This is a genomic window from Cupriavidus sp. CPT47-8839-RL05A (assembly GCF_058792255.1).
Genome location: NZ_JBYTEG010000001.1, coordinates 281,841 through 299,329, shown reverse-complemented (window position 1 = coordinate 299,329; position 17,489 = coordinate 281,841). Strand labels below are relative to the sequence as shown.

The 17,489-nt window shown below is 63.2% G+C and carries 17 protein-coding genes; 7 read left to right on the top strand and 10 right to left on the bottom strand.

Features of this window, described 5'->3' with window-relative positions; genetic code table 11:
- Positions 1–152 precede the first annotated feature (152 nt).
- The gene (locus AC3WVS_RS01300) at positions 153–1,106 is read left to right on the top strand and encodes a LysR family transcriptional regulator (RefSeq protein WP_492317037.1); all 954 of its coding nucleotides are present in this window, start codon (positions 153–155) and stop codon (positions 1,104–1,106) included.
- A 233-nt stretch (positions 1,107–1,339) separates the two neighbouring features.
- On the opposite strand, the gene AC3WVS_RS01295 is transcribed toward AC3WVS_RS01300, so the two are convergent.
- The 5 genes from AC3WVS_RS01295 to AC3WVS_RS01275 all read right to left on the bottom strand — a co-directional run bounded on the left by AC3WVS_RS01295 (position 1,340) and on the right by AC3WVS_RS01275 (position 6,500).
- Positions 1,340–2,350 carry a transketolase family protein gene (locus AC3WVS_RS01295; protein ID WP_492317036.1) on the bottom strand — a complete coding sequence of 337 codons (1,011 nt, stop codon included), beginning with the start codon at positions 2,348–2,350 and terminating at the stop codon, positions 1,340–1,342.
- Positions 2,347–3,192 (bottom strand): transketolase, encoded by an 846-nt coding sequence (locus AC3WVS_RS01290; protein WP_492317035.1) that lies wholly within the window; start codon positions 3,190–3,192, stop codon positions 2,347–2,349. Before AC3WVS_RS01290 ends, AC3WVS_RS01295 begins: the two co-directional genes overlap by 4 nt.
- A gap of 44 nt (positions 3,193–3,236) precedes the next feature.
- A complete protein-coding gene (locus AC3WVS_RS01285; protein WP_492317034.1) occupies positions 3,237–4,565 on the bottom strand; it encodes an MFS transporter in 1,329 nt (442 codons plus the stop codon).
- Between the two features lie 125 nt (positions 4,566–4,690).
- A complete protein-coding gene (locus AC3WVS_RS01280; RefSeq protein ID WP_492317033.1) occupies positions 4,691–5,440 on the bottom strand; it encodes an SDR family NAD(P)-dependent oxidoreductase in 750 nt (249 codons plus the stop codon).
- Between the two features lie 172 nt (positions 5,441–5,612).
- The gene (locus AC3WVS_RS01275) at positions 5,613–6,500 is read right to left on the bottom strand and encodes a LysR substrate-binding domain-containing protein (protein WP_492317180.1); all 888 of its coding nucleotides are present in this window, start codon (positions 6,498–6,500) and stop codon (positions 5,613–5,615) included.
- 222 nt (positions 6,501–6,722) lie between these two features.
- On the opposite strand from AC3WVS_RS01275, the gene AC3WVS_RS01270 reads away from it, so the two are divergent.
- A complete protein-coding gene (locus AC3WVS_RS01270; protein WP_492317032.1) occupies positions 6,723–6,911 on the top strand; it encodes a hypothetical protein in 189 nt (62 codons plus the stop codon).
- A gap of 180 nt (positions 6,912–7,091) precedes the next feature.
- Here the strand turns inward: AC3WVS_RS01270 and AC3WVS_RS01265 are convergent, their stop codons facing one another.
- From AC3WVS_RS01265 to AC3WVS_RS01255, 3 genes are all read right to left on the bottom strand, one after another.
- Positions 7,092–9,389 (bottom strand): xanthine dehydrogenase family protein molybdopterin-binding subunit, encoded by a 2,298-nt coding sequence (locus AC3WVS_RS01265; RefSeq protein ID WP_492317031.1) that lies wholly within the window; start codon positions 9,387–9,389, stop codon positions 7,092–7,094.
- Entirely contained in the window at positions 9,386–9,853 is a 468-nt protein-coding gene (locus AC3WVS_RS01260) for a (2Fe-2S)-binding protein (RefSeq protein WP_492317030.1), read from the bottom strand. The genes AC3WVS_RS01265 and AC3WVS_RS01260 overlap by 4 nt, the downstream gene beginning before the upstream one ends.
- A gap of 308 nt (positions 9,854–10,161) precedes the next feature.
- Complete coding sequence (locus tag AC3WVS_RS01255) at positions 10,162–10,614, bottom strand: MerR family transcriptional regulator (protein ID WP_114130898.1); 453 nt, start codon at positions 10,612–10,614, stop codon at positions 10,162–10,164.
- A gap of 218 nt (positions 10,615–10,832) precedes the next feature.
- Between AC3WVS_RS01255 and AC3WVS_RS01250 the strand changes: the two genes are divergently transcribed.
- The 4 genes from AC3WVS_RS01250 to AC3WVS_RS01235 all read left to right on the top strand — a co-directional run bounded on the left by AC3WVS_RS01250 (position 10,833) and on the right by AC3WVS_RS01235 (position 14,962).
- Entirely contained in the window at positions 10,833–11,663 is an 831-nt protein-coding gene (locus AC3WVS_RS01250) for an alpha/beta fold hydrolase (protein WP_114130897.1), read from the top strand.
- A gap of 310 nt (positions 11,664–11,973) precedes the next feature.
- Positions 11,974–13,209: an NADH:flavin oxidoreductase/NADH oxidase family protein gene (locus AC3WVS_RS01245; protein WP_492317029.1), complete on the top strand. Its 1,236-nt coding sequence runs from the start codon at positions 11,974–11,976 to the stop codon at positions 13,207–13,209.
- Positions 13,202–13,720 (top strand): type 1 glutamine amidotransferase domain-containing protein, encoded by a 519-nt coding sequence (locus AC3WVS_RS01240; RefSeq protein WP_492317028.1) that lies wholly within the window; start codon positions 13,202–13,204, stop codon positions 13,718–13,720. The genes AC3WVS_RS01245 and AC3WVS_RS01240 overlap by 8 nt, the downstream gene beginning before the upstream one ends.
- 255 nt (positions 13,721–13,975) lie before the next feature.
- Positions 13,976–14,962 carry an acetoacetate decarboxylase (ADC) gene (locus AC3WVS_RS01235; RefSeq protein ID WP_492317027.1) on the top strand — a complete coding sequence of 329 codons (987 nt, stop codon included), beginning with the start codon at positions 13,976–13,978 and terminating at the stop codon, positions 14,960–14,962.
- A 54-nt stretch (positions 14,963–15,016) separates the two neighbouring features.
- Here AC3WVS_RS01235 and AC3WVS_RS01230 read toward each other — a convergent pair whose 3' ends face one another.
- Together AC3WVS_RS01230 and AC3WVS_RS01225 are read right to left on the bottom strand one after the other, a co-directional pair.
- Positions 15,017–15,859: a universal stress protein gene (locus AC3WVS_RS01230; RefSeq protein WP_492317026.1), complete on the bottom strand. Its 843-nt coding sequence runs from the start codon at positions 15,857–15,859 to the stop codon at positions 15,017–15,019.
- A 32-nt stretch (positions 15,860–15,891) separates the two neighbouring features.
- The gene (locus AC3WVS_RS01225) at positions 15,892–16,728 is read right to left on the bottom strand and encodes a universal stress protein (protein ID WP_492317025.1); all 837 of its coding nucleotides are present in this window, start codon (positions 16,726–16,728) and stop codon (positions 15,892–15,894) included.
- 304 nt (positions 16,729–17,032) lie between these two features.
- Between AC3WVS_RS01225 and AC3WVS_RS01220 the strand changes: the two genes are divergently transcribed.
- Entirely contained in the window at positions 17,033–17,488 is a 456-nt protein-coding gene (locus AC3WVS_RS01220; protein WP_010809284.1) for a universal stress protein, read from the top strand.
- Position 17,489 lies beyond the last annotated feature (1 nt).

Genomic DNA, 17,489 nt, shown 5'->3' with positions numbered 1-17,489 from the left:
TGGTTGAGCGTCTTGGCTGCTGCGTTGATGCAAAGATATAAGCCCACCCACATAAGGTAAATTCAGATATTCTTAGCCCCTGTATAAGCAATCCCTTAAGTGCGGATCAAACTGCACATCACGGGACCATCCAAAGCCGCCCCCAACCGCCCATGTCGTCCTTCCTGCGCGCCCTCACCCTTCGCCAGTTGCAGATCTTCGTCACCGTGGCCAGGCACGCCAGCTTCGTGCGCGCGGCCGAGGAACTGCACCTGACCCAGCCTGCGGTCTCGATGCAGGTCAAGCAGCTTGAATCCGTGGTCGGCATGGCGCTGTTCGAGCGGGTCAAGGGGCAGCTCACGCTGACCGAGCCCGGCGACCGCCTGCTGCACCATGCGTCCCGGATCCTCGGCGAGGTCAAGGACGCCGAGGAAGGCTTGCAGGCGGTCAAGGACGTCGAGCAGGGCTCGATCACGATCGGGCTGATCAGCACGTCGAAGTATTTCGCCCCCAAGTTGCTGGCCGGCTTTACGGCTCTACATCCGGGCGTGGACCTGCGCATCGCCGAAGGGAACCGCGAGACGCTGCTGCGGCTATTGCAGGACAACGCCATCGACCTCGCGCTGATGGGCCGCCCGCCGCGCGAACTGGATGCGGTGTCGGAACCCATCGCCGCGCATCCGCACGTGCTGGTGGCCTCGCCGCGGCACCCGCTACACGATGCAAAGGGGTTCGACCTGCAGGAACTGCGTCACGAGACCTTCCTGCTGCGCGAACCGGGTTCCGGCACCCGCACCGTGGCGGAGTACATGTTCCGGGACCACCTGTTCACGCCGGCCAAGGTGATCACCCTGGGCAGCAACGAGACCATCAAGCAGGCCGTGATGGCCGGCATGGGCATCAGCCTGTTGTCGCTGCACACGCTGGGACTGGAGCTGCGCACCGGCGAGATCGCGCTGCTGGACGTGGCCGGCACGCCGATCGAGCGCATCTGGCATGTCGCGCACATGTCCAGCAAGCGCTTGTCGCCGGCCAGCGAGAGCTGCCGCGCCTATCTGCTGGAGCACACGGCGGAGTTTCTGGGGAAGGAATATGGGGGGCTGATGCCGGGGCGGCGGGTGGCGTGAGGTGGTCCCCGCCGGATTTTCCGCATTGCCCTCGAATAACGCCGACGGGACCTCAGGGTAAGCCAGTCGACATTGATGGAGCTATGCGCCAGACCTGAACGTGGCGTTATTCAGGTCTGGCGGCAAGCAATGGCGCTTCAGAACTTCAGATAGCCGTTCAACCAGACCGCCAAAAGCAATCACCAGCTGCGGGCATTGTCCCGGCAGATAACGTCTCGGTCCGGCACTGATCGCTACTCAATCCACCGCTTGATGGCATCGGCCATGACGTTCGCCGAAATTCCATAGCGATCGTGCAATGTGGGCAGCGCCCCGGCATCCAGGAACGCATCCGGCAATCCCACCTGCCGAAACGGCACAGGGATGCCAGCTTGCATCAGCGTCGTCGCGACCGCTTCCCCGAGGCCGCCGATTACGGTGTGATTCTCGGCGACCACCACCAGGCGCCCTTTTCGCCTGGCCTCGCGCAGGATGGTCTCGGTGTCCAGCGGCTTGATCGTCGGCACGTGCAGCACCGCCACGCCGATGCGGTCGGCCTCCAGCGCCCTGGCCACCTCCAGCGCGCGCATGGTCATGATGCCCGACGAGATCACCAGCACTTCGGCGCCGTCGCGCAGCAGCTTGGCCTTGCCCAGCTCGAACTTGTAGTCGTACTCGTCAAGCACGACCGGGACATTGCCGCGCAGCAGGCGCGCGTACACCGGGCCGTTGTGGGCGGCAATGGCCGGCACCATCTGCTCGATGTCGATGGCATCGCACGGGTCGATCACGGTCATGTTGGGCATGGCGCGCATCAGCGCCAGGTCTTCCGCGGCCTGGTGGCTGGGGCCGTAGCCGGTGGTCAGGCCGGGCAACGCGCAGACGATCTTCACGTCGAGGTTGTCCTCGGCGATGGCCTGGTGCATGAAATCATAGGCGCGCCGCGTCGCAAACACTGCATAGGTGGTGACGAAGGGCTGCGCGCCCTCATGGGCGAAGCCGGCGGCGGCGCCCATCAGCAGCTGCTCGGCCATGCCCATCTGGTAATAGCGCTCCGGGACGGCCTGGGCAAAGAGATGCAAGTCGGTGTATTTGCCCAGGTCGGCCGTCATGCCGATCACGTCCTGCTTGTGCCGGCCCAGTTCTACCAGCGCGTGGCCGAACGGGGCCGATCTGGTCGCCTGTCCTTCCCCGGCGATGGAGGCGATCATCGCCGAGGTCTTCAGCTTCGGCTTGGCGTTGGTGGTTGCGTTGGTCTTGCTCATGCTTGTCTCCCGGCTTCCAGGGCCTGCAGTGCGAGTTGCCATTCGTGGGCATCCACGCGGATAAAGTGGTTCTTCTCGCGCTGTTCGAGAAACGGCACGCCGCATCCCATGCGCGTATCGCAGATGATCATGCGCGGCTGCGCGCCGCGGTGCTCGCGCGCCGCGCGCAAGGCAGCGGCCACGGCGTCGATGTCGTTGCCGTCCACGCGCTGGGTGAACCAGCCGAAGGCTTCCAGCTTGGGGACCAGGGGCTCGAACGCCATGATCTGGGTGGAGGGCCCGTCAGCCTGCTGGTTGTTGACATCGACCACGGCGATCAGGTTGTCCAGCTTCCAGTGGGCGGCGGACAGAATGCCTTCCCAGATCGCACCTTCATCCAGCTCGCCGTCAGAGAACAGGGTGTAGACGAAATTGTCCGAGCCCTTGCGCTTAAGCCCCAGGCAGCGGCCCACCGCAATGGTCAGGCCCTGCCCCAGCGAGCCGCCGGACATCTCCATGCCGGGCGTGTAGCTGGCCATGCCCGACATCGGCAGGCGGCTGTCGTCGCTGCCGTACGTCTCCAGCTCTTCGGCAGGCAGGATGCCGGCTTCCAGCAGCGCTGCGTACAGCGCGATGGCGTAATGGCCGTTGGACAGCAGGAAGCGATCGCGCCCTTCCCATTCGGGGTCTTCGGGGCGGTAGCGCATGGCGTCGAAGTAAGCCACGGCGAGCACGTCGGCGATGTCGAGTGCCTGGCCGATGTAGCCCTGGCCCTGCACTTCGCCCATCAGCAAGGCGTTGCGGCGGATGCGGTAAGCGCGTTCCCGCAAGGACACGGCCTTGTCGGTGGTTTGGTGTTGCATGGTGTCTCCTGCAAGCAATGGATCGGAATTCAGGGAAAGGGGTATCAGCGGTTCACGCTCCTGGCCGGGACCAGGAACACCAGCATGGCGCCGAACACCACGGTGGCCGAGATAAACACCAGCCCGGCGGTGGACTTGCCGGTCAGGTCGTTGAGCCAGCCCACGATGGCGGGCGAGAAGAAACCGGCCAGGTTGGCGACGCAGTTGACTGCGGCAATCCCGGCTGCGGCGGACATGCCGCCCAGCAGCGCGGTAGGCAACGCCCAGAACTGCGAGGACGAGGCCAGGATGCCGGCCGCGGCGATGCACAGGCACACCAGCGATGCGCTGACACTGCCCAGCATCGGCAGGATGGCGAACCCGGCGGCGGCAGTGACCATCGGCACGATCAGGTGGAAGCGGCGCTCGCGGCGGCGGTCGGCGCTCATGCCGACCAGCGGCAGCGCCACGATGGCGCACAGGTACGGCAGCGCGGTGTAGATGCCCACCCACAGCGGATCGGCCACGCCGGCCTTGCGAATGATGGTGGGCAGCCAGAAGGTCAGGCCGTACTGGCCCAGCACCACGCAGAAGTAGATCCCGGCCATCAGCCACAGCCGACGGTCGCTCATGAAGGACCGGATCGACATGTGTTCCATCTTCTGCGCGTTGTCGCCTTCGATATTGCGCCTAAGCAGCGCCTTCTCGGCGTCGGTGAGCCAGTGCGCCTGGTCGATGCCGTTGTCCAGATAGAACAGGATGGCCACGCCCAGGAACAGCGACGGCAGCGCCTCGATCAGGAACAGCCATTTCCAGCCGGCCAGGTCGCCCACGCCGTGGAAGGCATGCATGATGTAGCCCGACAGCGGCCCGCCCACGATGCCCGCCAGCGGGATCGCCATGAAGAACAGGGACAAGGCCTTGGCGCGGCGCTCCGACGGGAACCAGTAGGTCATGTACAGGATCACGCCAGGCGCAAAACCGGCTTCGGCCACGCCCAGCAGAAAGCGCAACACGTAGAACTGGGTCGGCGTGGTGACAAAGGCAAAGCAGGCCGAGATCACCGCCCAGGTCAGCATAATGCGCGCCAGCCAGCGCTTGGCACCGACCTTGTGGAGGATGACGTTGCTCGGCACTTCAAAGATGAAATAGCCAAGGAAGAAGATGCCGGCGCCCAGGCCGTAGATGGTCTCGCTGAACCGCAGATCGCTGAGCATCTGCAGCTTGGCAAAGCCGACATTGACCCGGTCCAGGTAGGCGCCCAGGTAGCACAGCATCAGGAACGGGATCAGCCGCTTCACCACCTTGGCGTAGGTGCGGGTCTCGAAGGTGGCGGAATCGGCGTGCAGCGTCGCTTCGCCGCCCATGGGCGAAGCCGCGTATTTGGTCTTCATCGGTTGTCTCCTGCCTGGTGGCGCCGCCCCGCGGTGCACCGGCTGTCAGATGTTCCGCCTCTGCGGGCGGCCTGAATTCAGTCCACTGAATCAGTGAAATCGGTCGGTGCCTGCCATGTCAATGACTAGTGGATCAGCATGCCCCCGTTGACGTCGAGCGTGATGCCGGTCAGGTAGGCGGACATGTCGCTGGCCAGGTACACGCAGGCATTGGCCACGTCGGCGGCATTGCCCAGGCGGCCCAGCGGGATGCCCTTGATGATGCCGGCGCGCATCTCGGGGGTGAGCTTGTCGCCGGTGATATCGGTCTGGATCAGGCCCGGCGTGATCGCGTTGACGCGGATGCCGTCCGGCCCGAACTCGCGTGCCATGGCGCGCGCCAGCCCCAGCACGCCGGCCTTGGCGGCGCTGTAGTGCGGACCGCCGAAGATGCCTCCGCCGCGCTGCGCGGACACCGACGACATGCAGACGATGCTTCCGCGCTTCTGTTCGCGCATCTGCGGCAGCACGGCCTGCGACATGTACAGGGTGCCGCGCAGGTTCACGTCCAGCACGGCGTCGTAGTTGGCGGCCTGGATATCCAGCGTGCGCACTGGCTGGGTGATGCCGGCATTGTTGACGAGCGCATCGATGCGCCCATAGCGCTGCAGCACGGCCTGGACCGCGCGCTCGCAGGCGGCCTTGTCCGTCACATCGCAGGCCAGCCCGAGATGCTGGTCGCCCAGCTCGCCGGCGGCGGCCTGGGCATCTTCCAGGCGGAGGTCCAGGATGACCACGGCGGCGCCCTGGGCGGCGAACGCCTTGGCGGTGGTTTTGCCGATGCCGCGTGGGGAGGCGGCCCCCGTGATGATGACTACATTGTTCTCGACCAGCATCTTTGTCTCCTTTGACATTGGATTTGATGGGTCGAGTTTTGCCCCTGGCGGCGTTCCGATCAACGCGGTCTGCCTCAGGTATTGCTGAGAAATTTTCAGGGAATGGCGGGAGGCGCTTCAGGTCAGGCGCCGCTGGCGGCACTTTCCTGCCCCGCATTGTCGCCTGTGGCCCTCAGCCCGGCGCCGGCAGCTGGCGCTCCATCCAGGCCAGGAAGCGCGCCACGCGCGGCAGGTCGGCGTTCTGCGCGGGATAGACGAGATGGTGACTGCCAACCTCGATGGCATGGGAGTCGTCGAACACGGGTACAAGGGAACCCTTACCGATCAGAACCGACGCCAGCAGCGTGCTTTCCAGCGCCACCCCAAGCCCCAGTGCCGCTGTCTCGAGCGACATATACGAGCGGTCGAAGGTGAAATCGAACGTCTTGTGGGCGGCCGGGATGCCGAATCTGGCAAACCATTGCTGCCATTGGACCAGCGGGGTCTCCGAATAGATGAGGCGGTGCGCGAGCAAATCGGCCGGTGACGTTATCGGATGCTTTTCAAGGTAGGCCGGCGAGGCGAGCGGCGCTATGGTTTCCCGGCGCAGGGTTTTGACCTGGATATCGCGCCAATGTGCGTAACCGTGGCGGATGTCCACATCGTAGTACCCGCTCGTAAAAGAAACGTCCTCATAGGAGCAGGACAGATTCAACTGGATATCGCCATTGTCTGCCTGGAACGATTCCAGTCGCGGCAACAGCCACATCAGCCCGAAGCTGGGGCTCGAATGGACCCGGAGGATCTCGACGTTCGCCGGGCTGGAAGCACGCTCGGTCGCGCGATTCAGGTCAGCAAGCACACCCGTGATGTCCCTGAGGTACTGCTCACCCACAGGGGTCAGGACCAGTCCACGTCCCTGCCGGAAGAAGAGGGCCTGGCCGAGCGCATCCTCCAGATTGCCGATCTGGTGGCTGACAGCGGATGCCGTCAAGCCCAATTCCTCCGATGCCCGGCTGACGCTCTTTGTTCTGGCAACGCTCTCGAAGGCGATGATTGCCTTCACCGGTGGAATCCGCATGGCTGGGGGAATGGCTGGTGGATCGGGCCAGAATTGCCCAGTCCGATCCCGGTCATGAACATTCGGGAATTCTACTTCGACTCGATGTAGAGGCATCACCGAAACAACGGTGATCGGGCGTTGCAACCTGAAACTCGCTAATGGTGGCCGCATCACGCGGCCAAGTTCACGCGTTTAGGAGCTCGCAATGCAAAAAAACGAACCACGTCGAAACATGAAACCATGCTGGCCGCCAATCCAGCAGACTGCCTCGAATCGCTCGAGCACATCAGCCCCAGCCTTAGTTGCGTCCTGTCCCTGCTGGAAGTGGAAAGCGAACGTTCCGAGGCATGCCACGGCATTCACTGCCTGGTGGTCATGATCAAGTTGAAGCTTGATCGGACTGCTGCGGAGCATTTCCCCTTGGACTGAGGCGGATGTCTGGCGCGGCCGCTACGAGGGCAGCCTTGATGGCGATTGGTCATACTGGAGAATGAAGGATAACCGCGGCTTCGGCTGCGGTTGTTTACTTTGAACGCCTGATACAAGGTTGGGGCTGGCTGGACCGTCGCTTGTCGGTTGCGGATTCAACCGGCCAACCTTGTTATTGCCTTACATCATTGGCAGCTGCCGCACCGACTTGCCGGTGAGCTGGGCGACGGCATGTGCCACGGCCGGCCCGATCGGCGGCACGGCAATTTCACCGACGCCGCTGGGCTCAGCCGTGCTGGGCACGATGTGGGTTTCGATCACCGGTGCCTCAGCCATCTTCAGCATCGGATAGTCGGGGAAGTTGCTCTGCACGACCTGCCCGTCCTTGATCTGGACCTGGCCGTACAGCGCCGCAGTCAGCCCGAAGATAATCCCGCTTTCCACCTGCTGCGCAACGATGTCCGGATTCACCACCGTGCCGCAGTCCACGGCGCAGACAACGCGATGCACGCGCGGCTTTCCGTCCTTGAGCGACACCTCTGCCACCTGTGCCACCACCGAGCCGAACGAGTTGTGCAGCGCGAGCCCGCGCGCACGCGGCGCGCCGTCCGCAGCCGGTGCCAGCGGCTGGTTCCAACCTGCCGCCTGCGCTAAGGTGTCGAGCACCTTCAGCTCACGCGGGTGCGCCTTGAGCAAGTCGCGCCGCATCGCTAGCGGATCGAGTCTGGCGGCCGCTGCCACGTCGTTCAGAAAACCTTCCAGGAAGAAGCCGTTGCAGGAGTGACCGACGCTGCGCCAGAATCCGATCGGTACCGGCAAATCGACCACCACGTGCGCAATGTGCTCGTGCTCGATCTCGTATGGCAGGTCGAACAGGCCCTCGGCGGTATAGCGGTCGATGCCGAGCGACGGCGCGCCAAACAGGCGCTCCAGCTCGCCGGCCAGGATCGACTGCCCGGCACTGCGCGAGGCGATGGCCGTCACCCTGCCATTCTCGACGCGCGCCTTCAGCCGTGCGATGGCCTGCGGACGATAGAAGTCGTGGCGAATGTCGTCCTCACGCGACCAGATCACCTGTACCGGGCGGCCCTCGGTCCTGGTGGCGATCGACACGGCCTGGCCGATGAAATCCGACTCCAGTCGCCGTCCGAAGCCGCCGCCAATGAGCGGGATGTCGATATGCACCTGGTCCCGGCTCACACCTGCCGTGCGCGCCGCGACCAGTTGCGCAAGCGTTGCCACCTGGGTGGGCGCCCAGAGTTGCACGCGATCCCTGGTCACCCGCGCCGTGCAGTTGATCGGCTCCATGGCGGCATGCGCCAGGTACGGCACACTGTATTCGGCCTCGACGATGGTTGCGCCGCCCGTCTTGTCAAAGGCCTTCAGGCCATCGCCCATCGAACGGTACGTGAAACCGCCCTTGTCGCTGTCGAGCGCGCTGACGAGCTGCTGCCGGATGCCGGCGGAATCGAGCGTGGCATGCGGCCCGTTGTCCCAGACCGGTTCGAGCGTCGCCAGGGCCTGCCGTGCCTGCCAGTAGTGGTCGGCCACCACGGCCACGCCCGGTGCGCCGCCTGCCGAGCCCTCGAACGGCACGACATAGCGCACGCCGGCCATGGCAAGCGCCGCCTTCGACTGGAAGGTCTTGAGTTTGCCGCCAAACACCGGGCACATGACGACCGCCGCGTACAACATGCCGGGCGGCCGCGCATCGATGGCAAAGCGTGCGCTGCCATCCGTCTTGCTGGCGATGTCGTTGCGCGGTGCAGGCTTGCCAATCAGCTGGTATTGCGAAGCCGGCTTGAGTGTGACGTTCGATGGCGGCGCAATGTCGCGCGCCTTCCGCGCGACCGCGGAGAAAGGCATCTGCTTGCCGCCCGGGCCAATGAGCTGGCCTTCCCGCACCGTCACCTGTGCCGCCTGCACGCCCCATTCGCGCGCAGCAGCTTCCACCAAGGCGGTGCGCGCGGTCGCGGCGGCCTCGCGCACTGGCTGCCAGCCGTCGGCCACGCTGCTGCTGGCGCCGGTGATGATAAGGCCGACCTCTCGCGCGCTCTTGGCCATGATCCAGTGCAGCGCGCGCGCCCAGGTCTTGTCGGCATCGTCAGGATGCAGCGGCAGCGAGCTGTCGCCCATGGTGACGACATTGCCATAGATTCGTTCGATGGGCGACGACTCGATGCTCACCCTTGCCAGCGGAATATCGAGTTCCTCGGCAGCCAGCATCGACAGCGCGGTGTGGATGCCCTGCCCCATCTCCACTCGCGGCATGGCGAGGATGACATTGCCTTCCGGCGTGATCTTGATCCAGCCGTTCAGGGCAATCTGGCCGGTCGCTTCAGGAAACGCCGCAGGATCGCCAAGCCGGCTGCGAGGGGGCATCACGCCCCAGCCGACCACCAGCGCACCGCCAAGCCCTAGCGCCCCAAGCAGAAACCGGCGCCGTCCGCGGCGCGGGGTGGTTGCCTTGGCGCTCATGCGCGCCCCTCGCGCAGCGCCTTCGCTGCACGCATGATGGCGGTACGCACGCGCGGATACGTGCCGCAGCGGCACAGGTTGGTGATGGCGGCATCGATGTCGGCATCACTCGGGTCTGGCTGTCGGGCCAGCAGGTCCGCCGCCGCCATCAGCATGCCTGACTGGCAGTAGCCGCATTGCGGAACTTGTTCGTCAATCCAGGCCTGCTGCAGCGCGTGGCGCTGGCCCGGCGCGTCGGCCAGCCCTTCGATCGTGGTGATGCGCTTGCCGGCCACCGCCGCGACGGGCAAGACGCAGGACCGCACCGCCGCGCCATCCAGATGCACGGTACACGCGCCGCAAGCCGCGACGCCGCAGCCAAACTTCGTGCCCGTCAGGTTCAAATGGTCCCGCAGCACCCACAGCAAGGGGGTGGCCGGATCGCAATCGACGCTGACCGGCTGGCGGTTGACGTCCAGATTCATGTGTTATCTCCTTGCCCTTACCGAAATTCATGCTGGCTTGTCACGTATGCCAGGCGCTTTGGCCGCGCTGTGCACAGACCATGCCAGCCAGTGCCTGAGGCAAGCCGATTAACGGCCGGCAGCCAGCACTTTAAGGTTAAACTCAACTTGAAGGTCAAGCATCCAGATGCGGATAGTTCAGATTGGACTCATTCCGATCACCTTGTGGATCCCAACGCGGATACTGAAGGGATCGGGACCGAAGTAGACCGACTCATTGGGAGACACGTGCGCCAGTGGTTTCCGGCGCTGCCCAGCACGTTCCGGCATCAGCTCGCTGCGGGGCGACGGGTCTTGCCCCGAACTGGCACGACGGCCCCTTCTTCGCGGAGGCGGTCCAGCACCCACTTCGTCCTGTCAGAGCACGGCATATCCGCAGGCCGGTTTTCGATGTTTCGGATGGCGGCGAGCAAATGGGTCTTGTTTTGTTTGAGGCGCTTCTGCATGTCCTCGATTTCTGCGACTTTCCGCTTGAGGGCATCCAGTAGCTCATCGTGCTGCCAGTTCCCCGAACCGAGCGGTAGCAGATGGCGGATCTGATCGAGCGAGAACCCCGCGCTCTGCGCGCTGGCGATGATTTCCAGAATCCATACCGCCTCCGGCGGGTAGTCGCGATAGCCATTCGCCTGGCGCTCGACCGCCAGGATCAATCCGGCCGCCTCGTAAAAGCGAATGCGGGAGGCCGTCAGACCGCTGAGCCTAGCCAGTTCTCCAATTCTCATACGGCACCTAAGAAAGCATTGACATTAAGGTTCACTTTAATCCTACAGTGAATCTCGGCCCGGCAAGGCAGGCCGACCTGGCTAGCGTGGTGGCCCCGGCCACATTCCCTCCCCCTCATCTACCTATCTGGAAAGGAGCAGGACTCGACCTCCGCGCAGCAAATATCAGCGCGCACATCGCCGATTGCAGGCTTATGCATTACACAGGAGAAGCAAAAATGGCATACGTGACAACAAAGGATGGCGTTGAGATCTTCTACAAGGACTGGGGTCCACGTGACGCACAGGTTATCTTCTTTCATCACGGTTGGCCGCTCAGCGCTGACGACTGGGATGCCCAGATGCTTTTTTTTCTGGCGCACGGCTATCGGGTTGTCGCCCATGACCGTCGCGGCCATGGACGATCCAGCCAGGTCTGGGACGGCCATGACATGGACCACTATGCCGATGATGTTGCGGCAGTCGTAAACCACCTCGGCGTGCAGAAGGCAGTCCATGTCGGGCATTCCACGGGCGGTGGCGAGGTCATTCATTACGTCGCGCGTCATGGGGAGGACCGCGTCGCCAAGGCGGTACTCATCAGCGCCGTTCCGCCGCTGATGGTGAAGACCGAGAGCAATCCGGGAGGTCTCCCCAAGGATGTCTTCGATGGCCTCCAGGCCCAGCTCGCGGCAAATCGTGCACAGTTTTATTACGACATCCCCGCGGGCCCTTTCTACGGCTATAACCGCCCTGACGCGAAACCGTCGGAAGGCGTCATCTGGAATTGGTGGCGGCAGGGAATGATGGGCAGCGCCAAGGCCCACTATGACGGCATCGTCGCCTTCTCGCAGACCGACTTCACCGAAGACCTGAAGAGCGCAACGATTCCCGTTCTGGTGATGCATGGCGACGACGATCAGATTGTCCCTTATGCAAACTCGGGGCTCTTGTCGGCAAAGCTGCTCAGGAACGGCACCCTGAAGACCTATCCGGGTTTTCCACACGGGATGCCAACTTCGAACGCCGAAACGATTAACGCCGATCTCCTCGCGTTCGTGCGAGGCTAACAGCCACAGGTGCCGGACGAATAGCTTTCTGGCACCTGGCTGTCCCCTCGCGATGCCATTCAGGTCGCTCGAGCGCGCGGCAGTGAAGAAGAAGGAAATCGCAGTCCTGCTCGCCACGTTTTGTGGCCAGCCTTTTTCGTTTAACAGGTCCCGTCAGCGCTAAAAAATGCCACGGACTGCAATTGCCGCCGTTCGGCGTCCATGTCTCGCTGCCATGCATGGCGCCACTCATACATCACCTCACAAAGGGTCTTGACATTAAAGTTGACTTCAACCTTAAAGTCGAGCCACGATCAAACGAGGTGACCCCATGAACGTGTTCGACAAGTTGATTCTTCGTAACGGTTCAAGTGTTCCGAACCGAATCGCCAAAGCCGCCATGGAAGAGAACATGGCGGACGCTGACCACGCGCCCTCGGAGGAACTGATGAGCCTGTACAGGGCTTGGGCAGAGGGGGGTGCCGGCCTGCTGATTACGGGCAATGTGATGGTGGACAGCCGTGCCATGACGGGGCCAGGCGGCGTCGTGCTGGAAGACGCCAGGCATCTGGACCGGTTCAAGCGCTGGGCGCAGGTCGGGCGATCCAAGGGAGCGCAGTTCTGGCTGCAGATCAACCATCCCGGCCGCCAGATGCCTGCCAACCTGGGGCAACCCACCTGGGCCCCCTCTGCCGTGCCAATGAACCTGGGCAACATGTCCAAGCACTTCAACACGCCGCAGGCGATGACGCGGGAGGTCATCGAGGACGTGATCCGGCGTTTTGCCCGCACGGCGCAGCTGGGGGAACAAGCGGGTTTCACTGGCGTCGAGATTCACGCGGCGCACGGCTATCTGCTGAGCCAATTTCTCTCGCCTTTGAGCAACCAGAGAACGGATGCGTGGGGTGGCCCGCTGGAGAACCGCGCTCGCCTGCTCTTTGAGATCGTCAAGGCCGTACGCGCCGTGGTTTCGCCCGGCTTCGCGGTTGCTGTCAAGCTGAACTCTGCCGACTTCCAGCGTGGTGGCTTCAGCGAGGATGACGCCCGCGAGGTTGTGAAGATGCTCAACGAGCTGGCCGTTGACCTAGTCGAGTTGTCGGGAGGCAGCTACGAGGCCCCGGCCATGCAGGGTGAAGCCCGCGACGGCCGCACGCTCGCCCGCGAGGCCTACTTTGCAGAGTTCGCTCGCGACCTCCGCGCAGTGGCGAAGATGCCAGTGATGGTCACAGGCGGCATTCGCCGTCGGCCGGTGGCCGAGCAAGTGGTCAAGAGCGGCGTGGACATGGTTGGCATCGGTACTGCTCTGGCCATCGACCCCAATCTGCCGCGCGATTGGCGTGCCGGCAAAGACAGTGCGCCTGCGTTGCTCCCGATCCGCTGGAACAACAAGCCGCTGGCCTCGTTGGCCAACATGGCGGCAGTCAAGTTTCAACTGCGCAACCTTAGCCGAGGCAAGGCCACTGATCCCAAGGTCTCACCGCTGCGTGCGCTGATCCTGCAGCAGATGTCCAACGCCTGCCGCGTCCGTCGATACCGGCGCTGGGTGGGGCAGCGCGCCCATGGCTGACCAGACAACTCCGCAAGCTGATGTCGAGACCTTTCGGACCCCGTGCATCCATGAACTCACTGCTGAAGAACTTGCTCACCTTCGCGATGACGTTCTTGCTAGCGCTTCCCGTGCTGGCGAGAGCAGGGATTTCCGTGACGCCCCGGACCTCAAGCGCCTGGCCGAGGCGATCTACCAGCAGGGAGGCATCGTTTCAGCGGTCTGCCACGGCAATGCAGCACTGGTTCAACTTCAGGGGGCAGATGGCAAGCCGCTCATCAGTGGTCGGCGCGTCACGGGCTTCTCCAACTTCGAGGAACAACTGTCGGGCATTCGGGATCAAGTCCCGTTCTATCTGCAAGACGCCATGGGAGCTGCTGGGGGGAAATACGAGAAGGCGTTTCTGCCCTTCACCTCCCATGTCGTCACCGACGGACGTCTCGTCACGGGGCAGAACCCTCAGTCGAGCAAGGCTGTAGCGAGGCAGGTGCTGGCGCTACTGCAGCCGCAGGCCGAGACGGAAGCCAAGTAGGTTATTCATCCCTACATGCCGCTTTCATGTGAAATATGAAAATCGCGGAAAACCGCTTGACCTTCAAGTCAAGTTCGACCTTGGGATGCTCCTCAGCATCAATAACGCCCGACCTGAAAATGGACTCCTGACTCAGCCCTGGAAAATGTTCTGGATAAAGGAGAATCGATTTCCACCACTCGAATGAGAAAAATTTCGCCAGGCAGATGTCTGGGCCCGCAGGCTATTCCAACTTAAACATCAAAGTATCTTCATATGAAAATCAGAAATCTTGCGGCTGCAGCAGGTGTAATCCTGAGCGTCCTCTTGAATCCTTCATGGGCCGATGGCACATCGAAAACTATGCAGGCTGAAAGCACAACCATCAACCTCGCAGGACATGAGGTTCCCGTGGTCAGAGGCGGGCTGTATGACCGCTATCGCTCGAATCCTCCGCTTTCCGTCATTCAGCAGGAGGCTCCAGACGTTGACTTGAGCTGGTTCAAGGATCTCAAGAAGGAGAAGGTAGATATTGGCTTTGAATCCTACTCGCCAAACTTCTACTACAAGAACAGCAGGGTGACGGCCATCTTCACCGCCGACTTGGACAAGCTGCGGGAACTGATGCCTGCTCAAGTCCTGGAGAGGGTTCAACCCCTTCAGGTCTGGCCGGGCAGAGGCCTCATCGCACTCACCGCCTACTCGTATGGCTATTGCGACAACGACAGCTACAACGAGATTGGTCTTTCCGTCATCACAAATCGGCCGGGTAGCTCCAATCTTGGACCGCTTACCCTGGTGAGCCAGGCGATGTCGAACGATTTCTGGGGCTACGTACTGAAGCTTCCGGTAAATACCGAACTCGCCAGGGTACGGGGTGTGGTGGGCTACAACCTACCCAAATGGCTGACCGGCATAAACTACCGCGAAACCGACAAATCGGTTGTCGTCGAGATTCTTGACAGCGAAACGGGCAAGGTCGATGTCACCCTTGAAACCAAGAAGCTGGGCGACCTTTCGAGCAAGACCTCCATGGTCACGAACAGCTTTACAAATGTCGATCAGAATGGGCGATTGACTACTGGTTATGCGATTTCCCGTCAGCTTAGTCACACCTCCAGTACAAATGCGGAGTCGGTGAACCTCACGCTTACCGAGGGGAGCTTGTCGACGTACATTAAGGCGCTGAAGCTGGGGAAGATGATGAAATACGAGTACGTGCCAGAATTCCAAAGCGCGCTGTATTCCCCCAAGCCGCTGTGATCCTTCTGTCGTTGAGTCGACGCCGGTAGCCCCAACCGCCCAGGAGGGTTAGCCTCAGTGCGACATGAAGACTGGCAAGCCTGACTGGCGCAGCAGGGCGCGGGTGGTGCCACCCAGCACCAGCTCCCTCAGCCGGGAGCGGCCATAGCCGCCCGCGACCAGCAGGCCGGCCTGAACCTTGGCCGCAAGTTGTGGCAGCACGTGGTCGGGATCGCCCTCTCCGACCAGCAGACTGGCGTGGATGCCATGGCTGAGCAGCCACGCTGTCAGCCGATCCGCGCTGTCACGATAGGCCGCTTTCTCACCGGCAGCGCTGTGCTTGCCAGCACTGACCACCAGGACGGTAACGGCGCTGGCATGCACAAGCCACGGCAGTGCGTCCGCGACCGCGCGCGCGGCCTCCCGGCCGCCGTTCCAGGCGATGGCGACATGGCCGCCAAGTCGCGGGCCGGACGCGCCCGGCACCAGCAGGATGGGCCGGCCTGCATTGAGCATCGCGTACTCCGCGACCCCGGCCAGCAGAGCCGGCACATCGGCCTGCGCCGAGGGCGCTGCGGGCAGGATGAGATCGGCGAAGCGGCCCTCGTCGGCAAGCGCCCAGCCAGACTCGGCTTCGACAACGATGTGCCGGGTGGGAATGGCCGGCGACACTTGCCCGGTCAGCGTTTCGAGTGCGTTCCTGTGAGCCGCAGCCAGCTTGTGTAAATGGTTCGCGGCAAGCACGCCGTATTGCCCGGCTTCTTCGCCCGCCCCACGAAACGGCTCCAGGTGCGTTCCTGTTGCCGTCAGTCCGACCACGCTGCCGCCGGACTTTTCGGCAAGCCGTGCTGCCGTTTCAATGCGTGCGGACCGTGCAGCATCTTCGCTCAGGTCGACAAGGATGGTTCTGAAGTCCATGACGTGATTCCACTCTTTGGTTTGACCTTGCATCATCGTGAAAACAGCACCGGTGCGGTCATTGAGTCAAGCAGCGTACGCGTGACACCGCCCAGCACCAGTTCCCGCATGCGACCGTGTCCGTAGGCACCCATCACAATCAGGTCGGCATCGAAATCCGCCGCACGCGAAAGGATGAGTTCGCCGATGGTCAGGTCAGCCCCACCAGGACCGTGTTCGATTTCCACGGCGACGCCGTGGCGCTCCAGCACGCGTGCGGCGTGGCCGACCGGGGTGGCGTCGGCTCTTGCCTCCTTGGCCGCGGTCTGTGCGCAAAGAATGCGCGCCTGCGCGCCGGCCATCAGCGGCACGGCGTCGTGAAGCGCCCGCGCCGCCTCGCGGCTGCCATTCCACGCCACGATCACGCGCGTACCCAGCGTTGGAAACGTGCCCGCGCACGGCACCACGAGCGTCGGTCGGCCGGTCTCCAGCAGCAGCGATTCCAGCAGTTGCCGGGCCACCGGCCCTTCGGTATTGCCGGGGTCGTACTGGCCGGCAACGACCAGGCCGGCCTCGCGGGCCTCGCGCAGCACCGATGCCACCGTCCCCTGCTCCGCGGCGCGCCACTCCGCGCGCACCGGCATGGCCTGGGTTGCAGCCAGAAACTGCGCGCGGACGTCTTCCCTGACCTGCTTGCGCCGGGCCAGATCGTCCGCGACATATTGCTGCGCGCCTTCCATGAGGTAGAACCAGGCAGGATCGGGAATGAAACCGGCGTACATGCCGATCAGCCGGCACTGGCTGGCCGCCGCAAGTCGCCCCGCCACTTCGAGCCGCTGCCGTGCCTGCGGATTGCTGTCCAGATGCACCAGGATGCTGTCGTAAGCCATGATCGCCCTCACCCTCAACTACAGACCAGTCTAGGCAGCAAGGCCGAGCGGCGCTTGACCCGGATCAACGGGCCAGCATGCGGCGACATGGCTCAAGTTCGTCCTCATGTGCGGTGGAGGCTACTGCGAACAAAGGTATGAAAACCCGTCAAGCCATGCGGCCATCACTTCTGTCTGCGGTCAATTTCTCGCGGCGCCTGCCCCTTCGGGTTGACCTATATCAAGCGCTTATCGAGGCCGGCGCCTACGCTGAATGCAGCGCATCGCAACGTCGAACACACCCTTGCCCTTCAGGAGATCCATCATGTACCAGCGCATCCTGCTCGCCGTCGATGGCAGCCGTTCTTCCGACCTGGCACTGAGCCAGGCCATCATCATCGCCAAGGCAACCGGGGCCGAGGTCAAGGCGTTGTTCGTGGTAGACGACAGCGATGTGTTCTTCGAGGCCAGTTACTTCAACCCCAAGGAACTGGTCGACAACATCACCGCGCACGGCCGCAAGGCGCTGGATGCCGCCTCAGCCAGGCTCAGCGAAGCAGGCGTGCGCAATTCGGTGAAACTGGATGAAAAGCCGGTGGCGCCCGGCCGGATCTCGTTGACCATTGTCACCGAAGCCGATGCGTGGAATGCCGACCTGATCGTGCTTGGCACCCACGGCCGCCGCGGCGTCCGGCGCCTGCTGATGGGCAGCGTGTCGGAAGGCGTGCTTGCCAAGACCAGCAAGCCTGTGCTCCTGGTCCGCAGCGAAGTCGAAGGTTAGG

Excerpts from the sequence above, each read along its gene's own strand:
- AC3WVS_RS01220 (WP_010809284.1), top strand. The coding sequence starts at position 17,033 with ATGTACCAGCGCATCCTGCTCGCCGTCGATGGCAGCCGTTCTTCCGAC.
- AC3WVS_RS01295 (WP_492317036.1), bottom strand. The coding sequence starts at position 2,350 with ATGAGCAAGACCAACGCAACCACCAACGCCAAGCCGAAGCTGAAGACC.
- AC3WVS_RS01270 (WP_492317032.1), top strand. The coding sequence starts at position 6,723 with ATGCTGGCCGCCAATCCAGCAGACTGCCTCGAATCGCTCGAGCACATC.
- AC3WVS_RS01290 (WP_492317035.1), bottom strand. The coding sequence starts at position 3,192 with ATGCAACACCAAACCACCGACAAGGCCGTGTCCTTGCGGGAACGCGCT.
- AC3WVS_RS01250 (WP_114130897.1), top strand. The coding sequence starts at position 10,833 with ATGGCATACGTGACAACAAAGGATGGCGTTGAGATCTTCTACAAGGAC.
- AC3WVS_RS01265 (WP_492317031.1), bottom strand. The coding sequence starts at position 9,389 with ATGAGCGCCAAGGCAACCACCCCGCGCCGCGGACGGCGCCGGTTTCTG.
- AC3WVS_RS01260 (WP_492317030.1), bottom strand. The coding sequence starts at position 9,853 with ATGAATCTGGACGTCAACCGCCAGCCGGTCAGCGTCGATTGCGATCCG.
- AC3WVS_RS01255 (WP_114130898.1), bottom strand. The coding sequence starts at position 10,614 with ATGAGAATTGGAGAACTGGCTAGGCTCAGCGGTCTGACGGCCTCCCGC.
- AC3WVS_RS01245 (WP_492317029.1), top strand. The coding sequence starts at position 11,974 with ATGAACGTGTTCGACAAGTTGATTCTTCGTAACGGTTCAAGTGTTCCG.
- AC3WVS_RS01235 (WP_492317027.1), top strand. The coding sequence starts at position 13,976 with ATGAAAATCAGAAATCTTGCGGCTGCAGCAGGTGTAATCCTGAGCGTC.
- AC3WVS_RS01280 (WP_492317033.1), bottom strand. The coding sequence starts at position 5,440 with ATGCTGGTCGAGAACAATGTAGTCATCATCACGGGGGCCGCCTCCCCA.
- AC3WVS_RS01300 (WP_492317037.1), top strand. The coding sequence starts at position 153 with ATGTCGTCCTTCCTGCGCGCCCTCACCCTTCGCCAGTTGCAGATCTTC.
- AC3WVS_RS01240 (WP_492317028.1), top strand. The coding sequence starts at position 13,202 with ATGGCTGACCAGACAACTCCGCAAGCTGATGTCGAGACCTTTCGGACC.
- AC3WVS_RS01285 (WP_492317034.1), bottom strand. The coding sequence starts at position 4,565 with ATGAAGACCAAATACGCGGCTTCGCCCATGGGCGGCGAAGCGACGCTG.
- AC3WVS_RS01225 (WP_492317025.1), bottom strand. The coding sequence starts at position 16,728 with ATGGCTTACGACAGCATCCTGGTGCATCTGGACAGCAATCCGCAGGCA.
- AC3WVS_RS01275 (WP_492317180.1), bottom strand. The coding sequence starts at position 6,500 with ATGCGGATTCCACCGGTGAAGGCAATCATCGCCTTCGAGAGCGTTGCC.
- AC3WVS_RS01230 (WP_492317026.1), bottom strand. The coding sequence starts at position 15,859 with ATGGACTTCAGAACCATCCTTGTCGACCTGAGCGAAGATGCTGCACGG.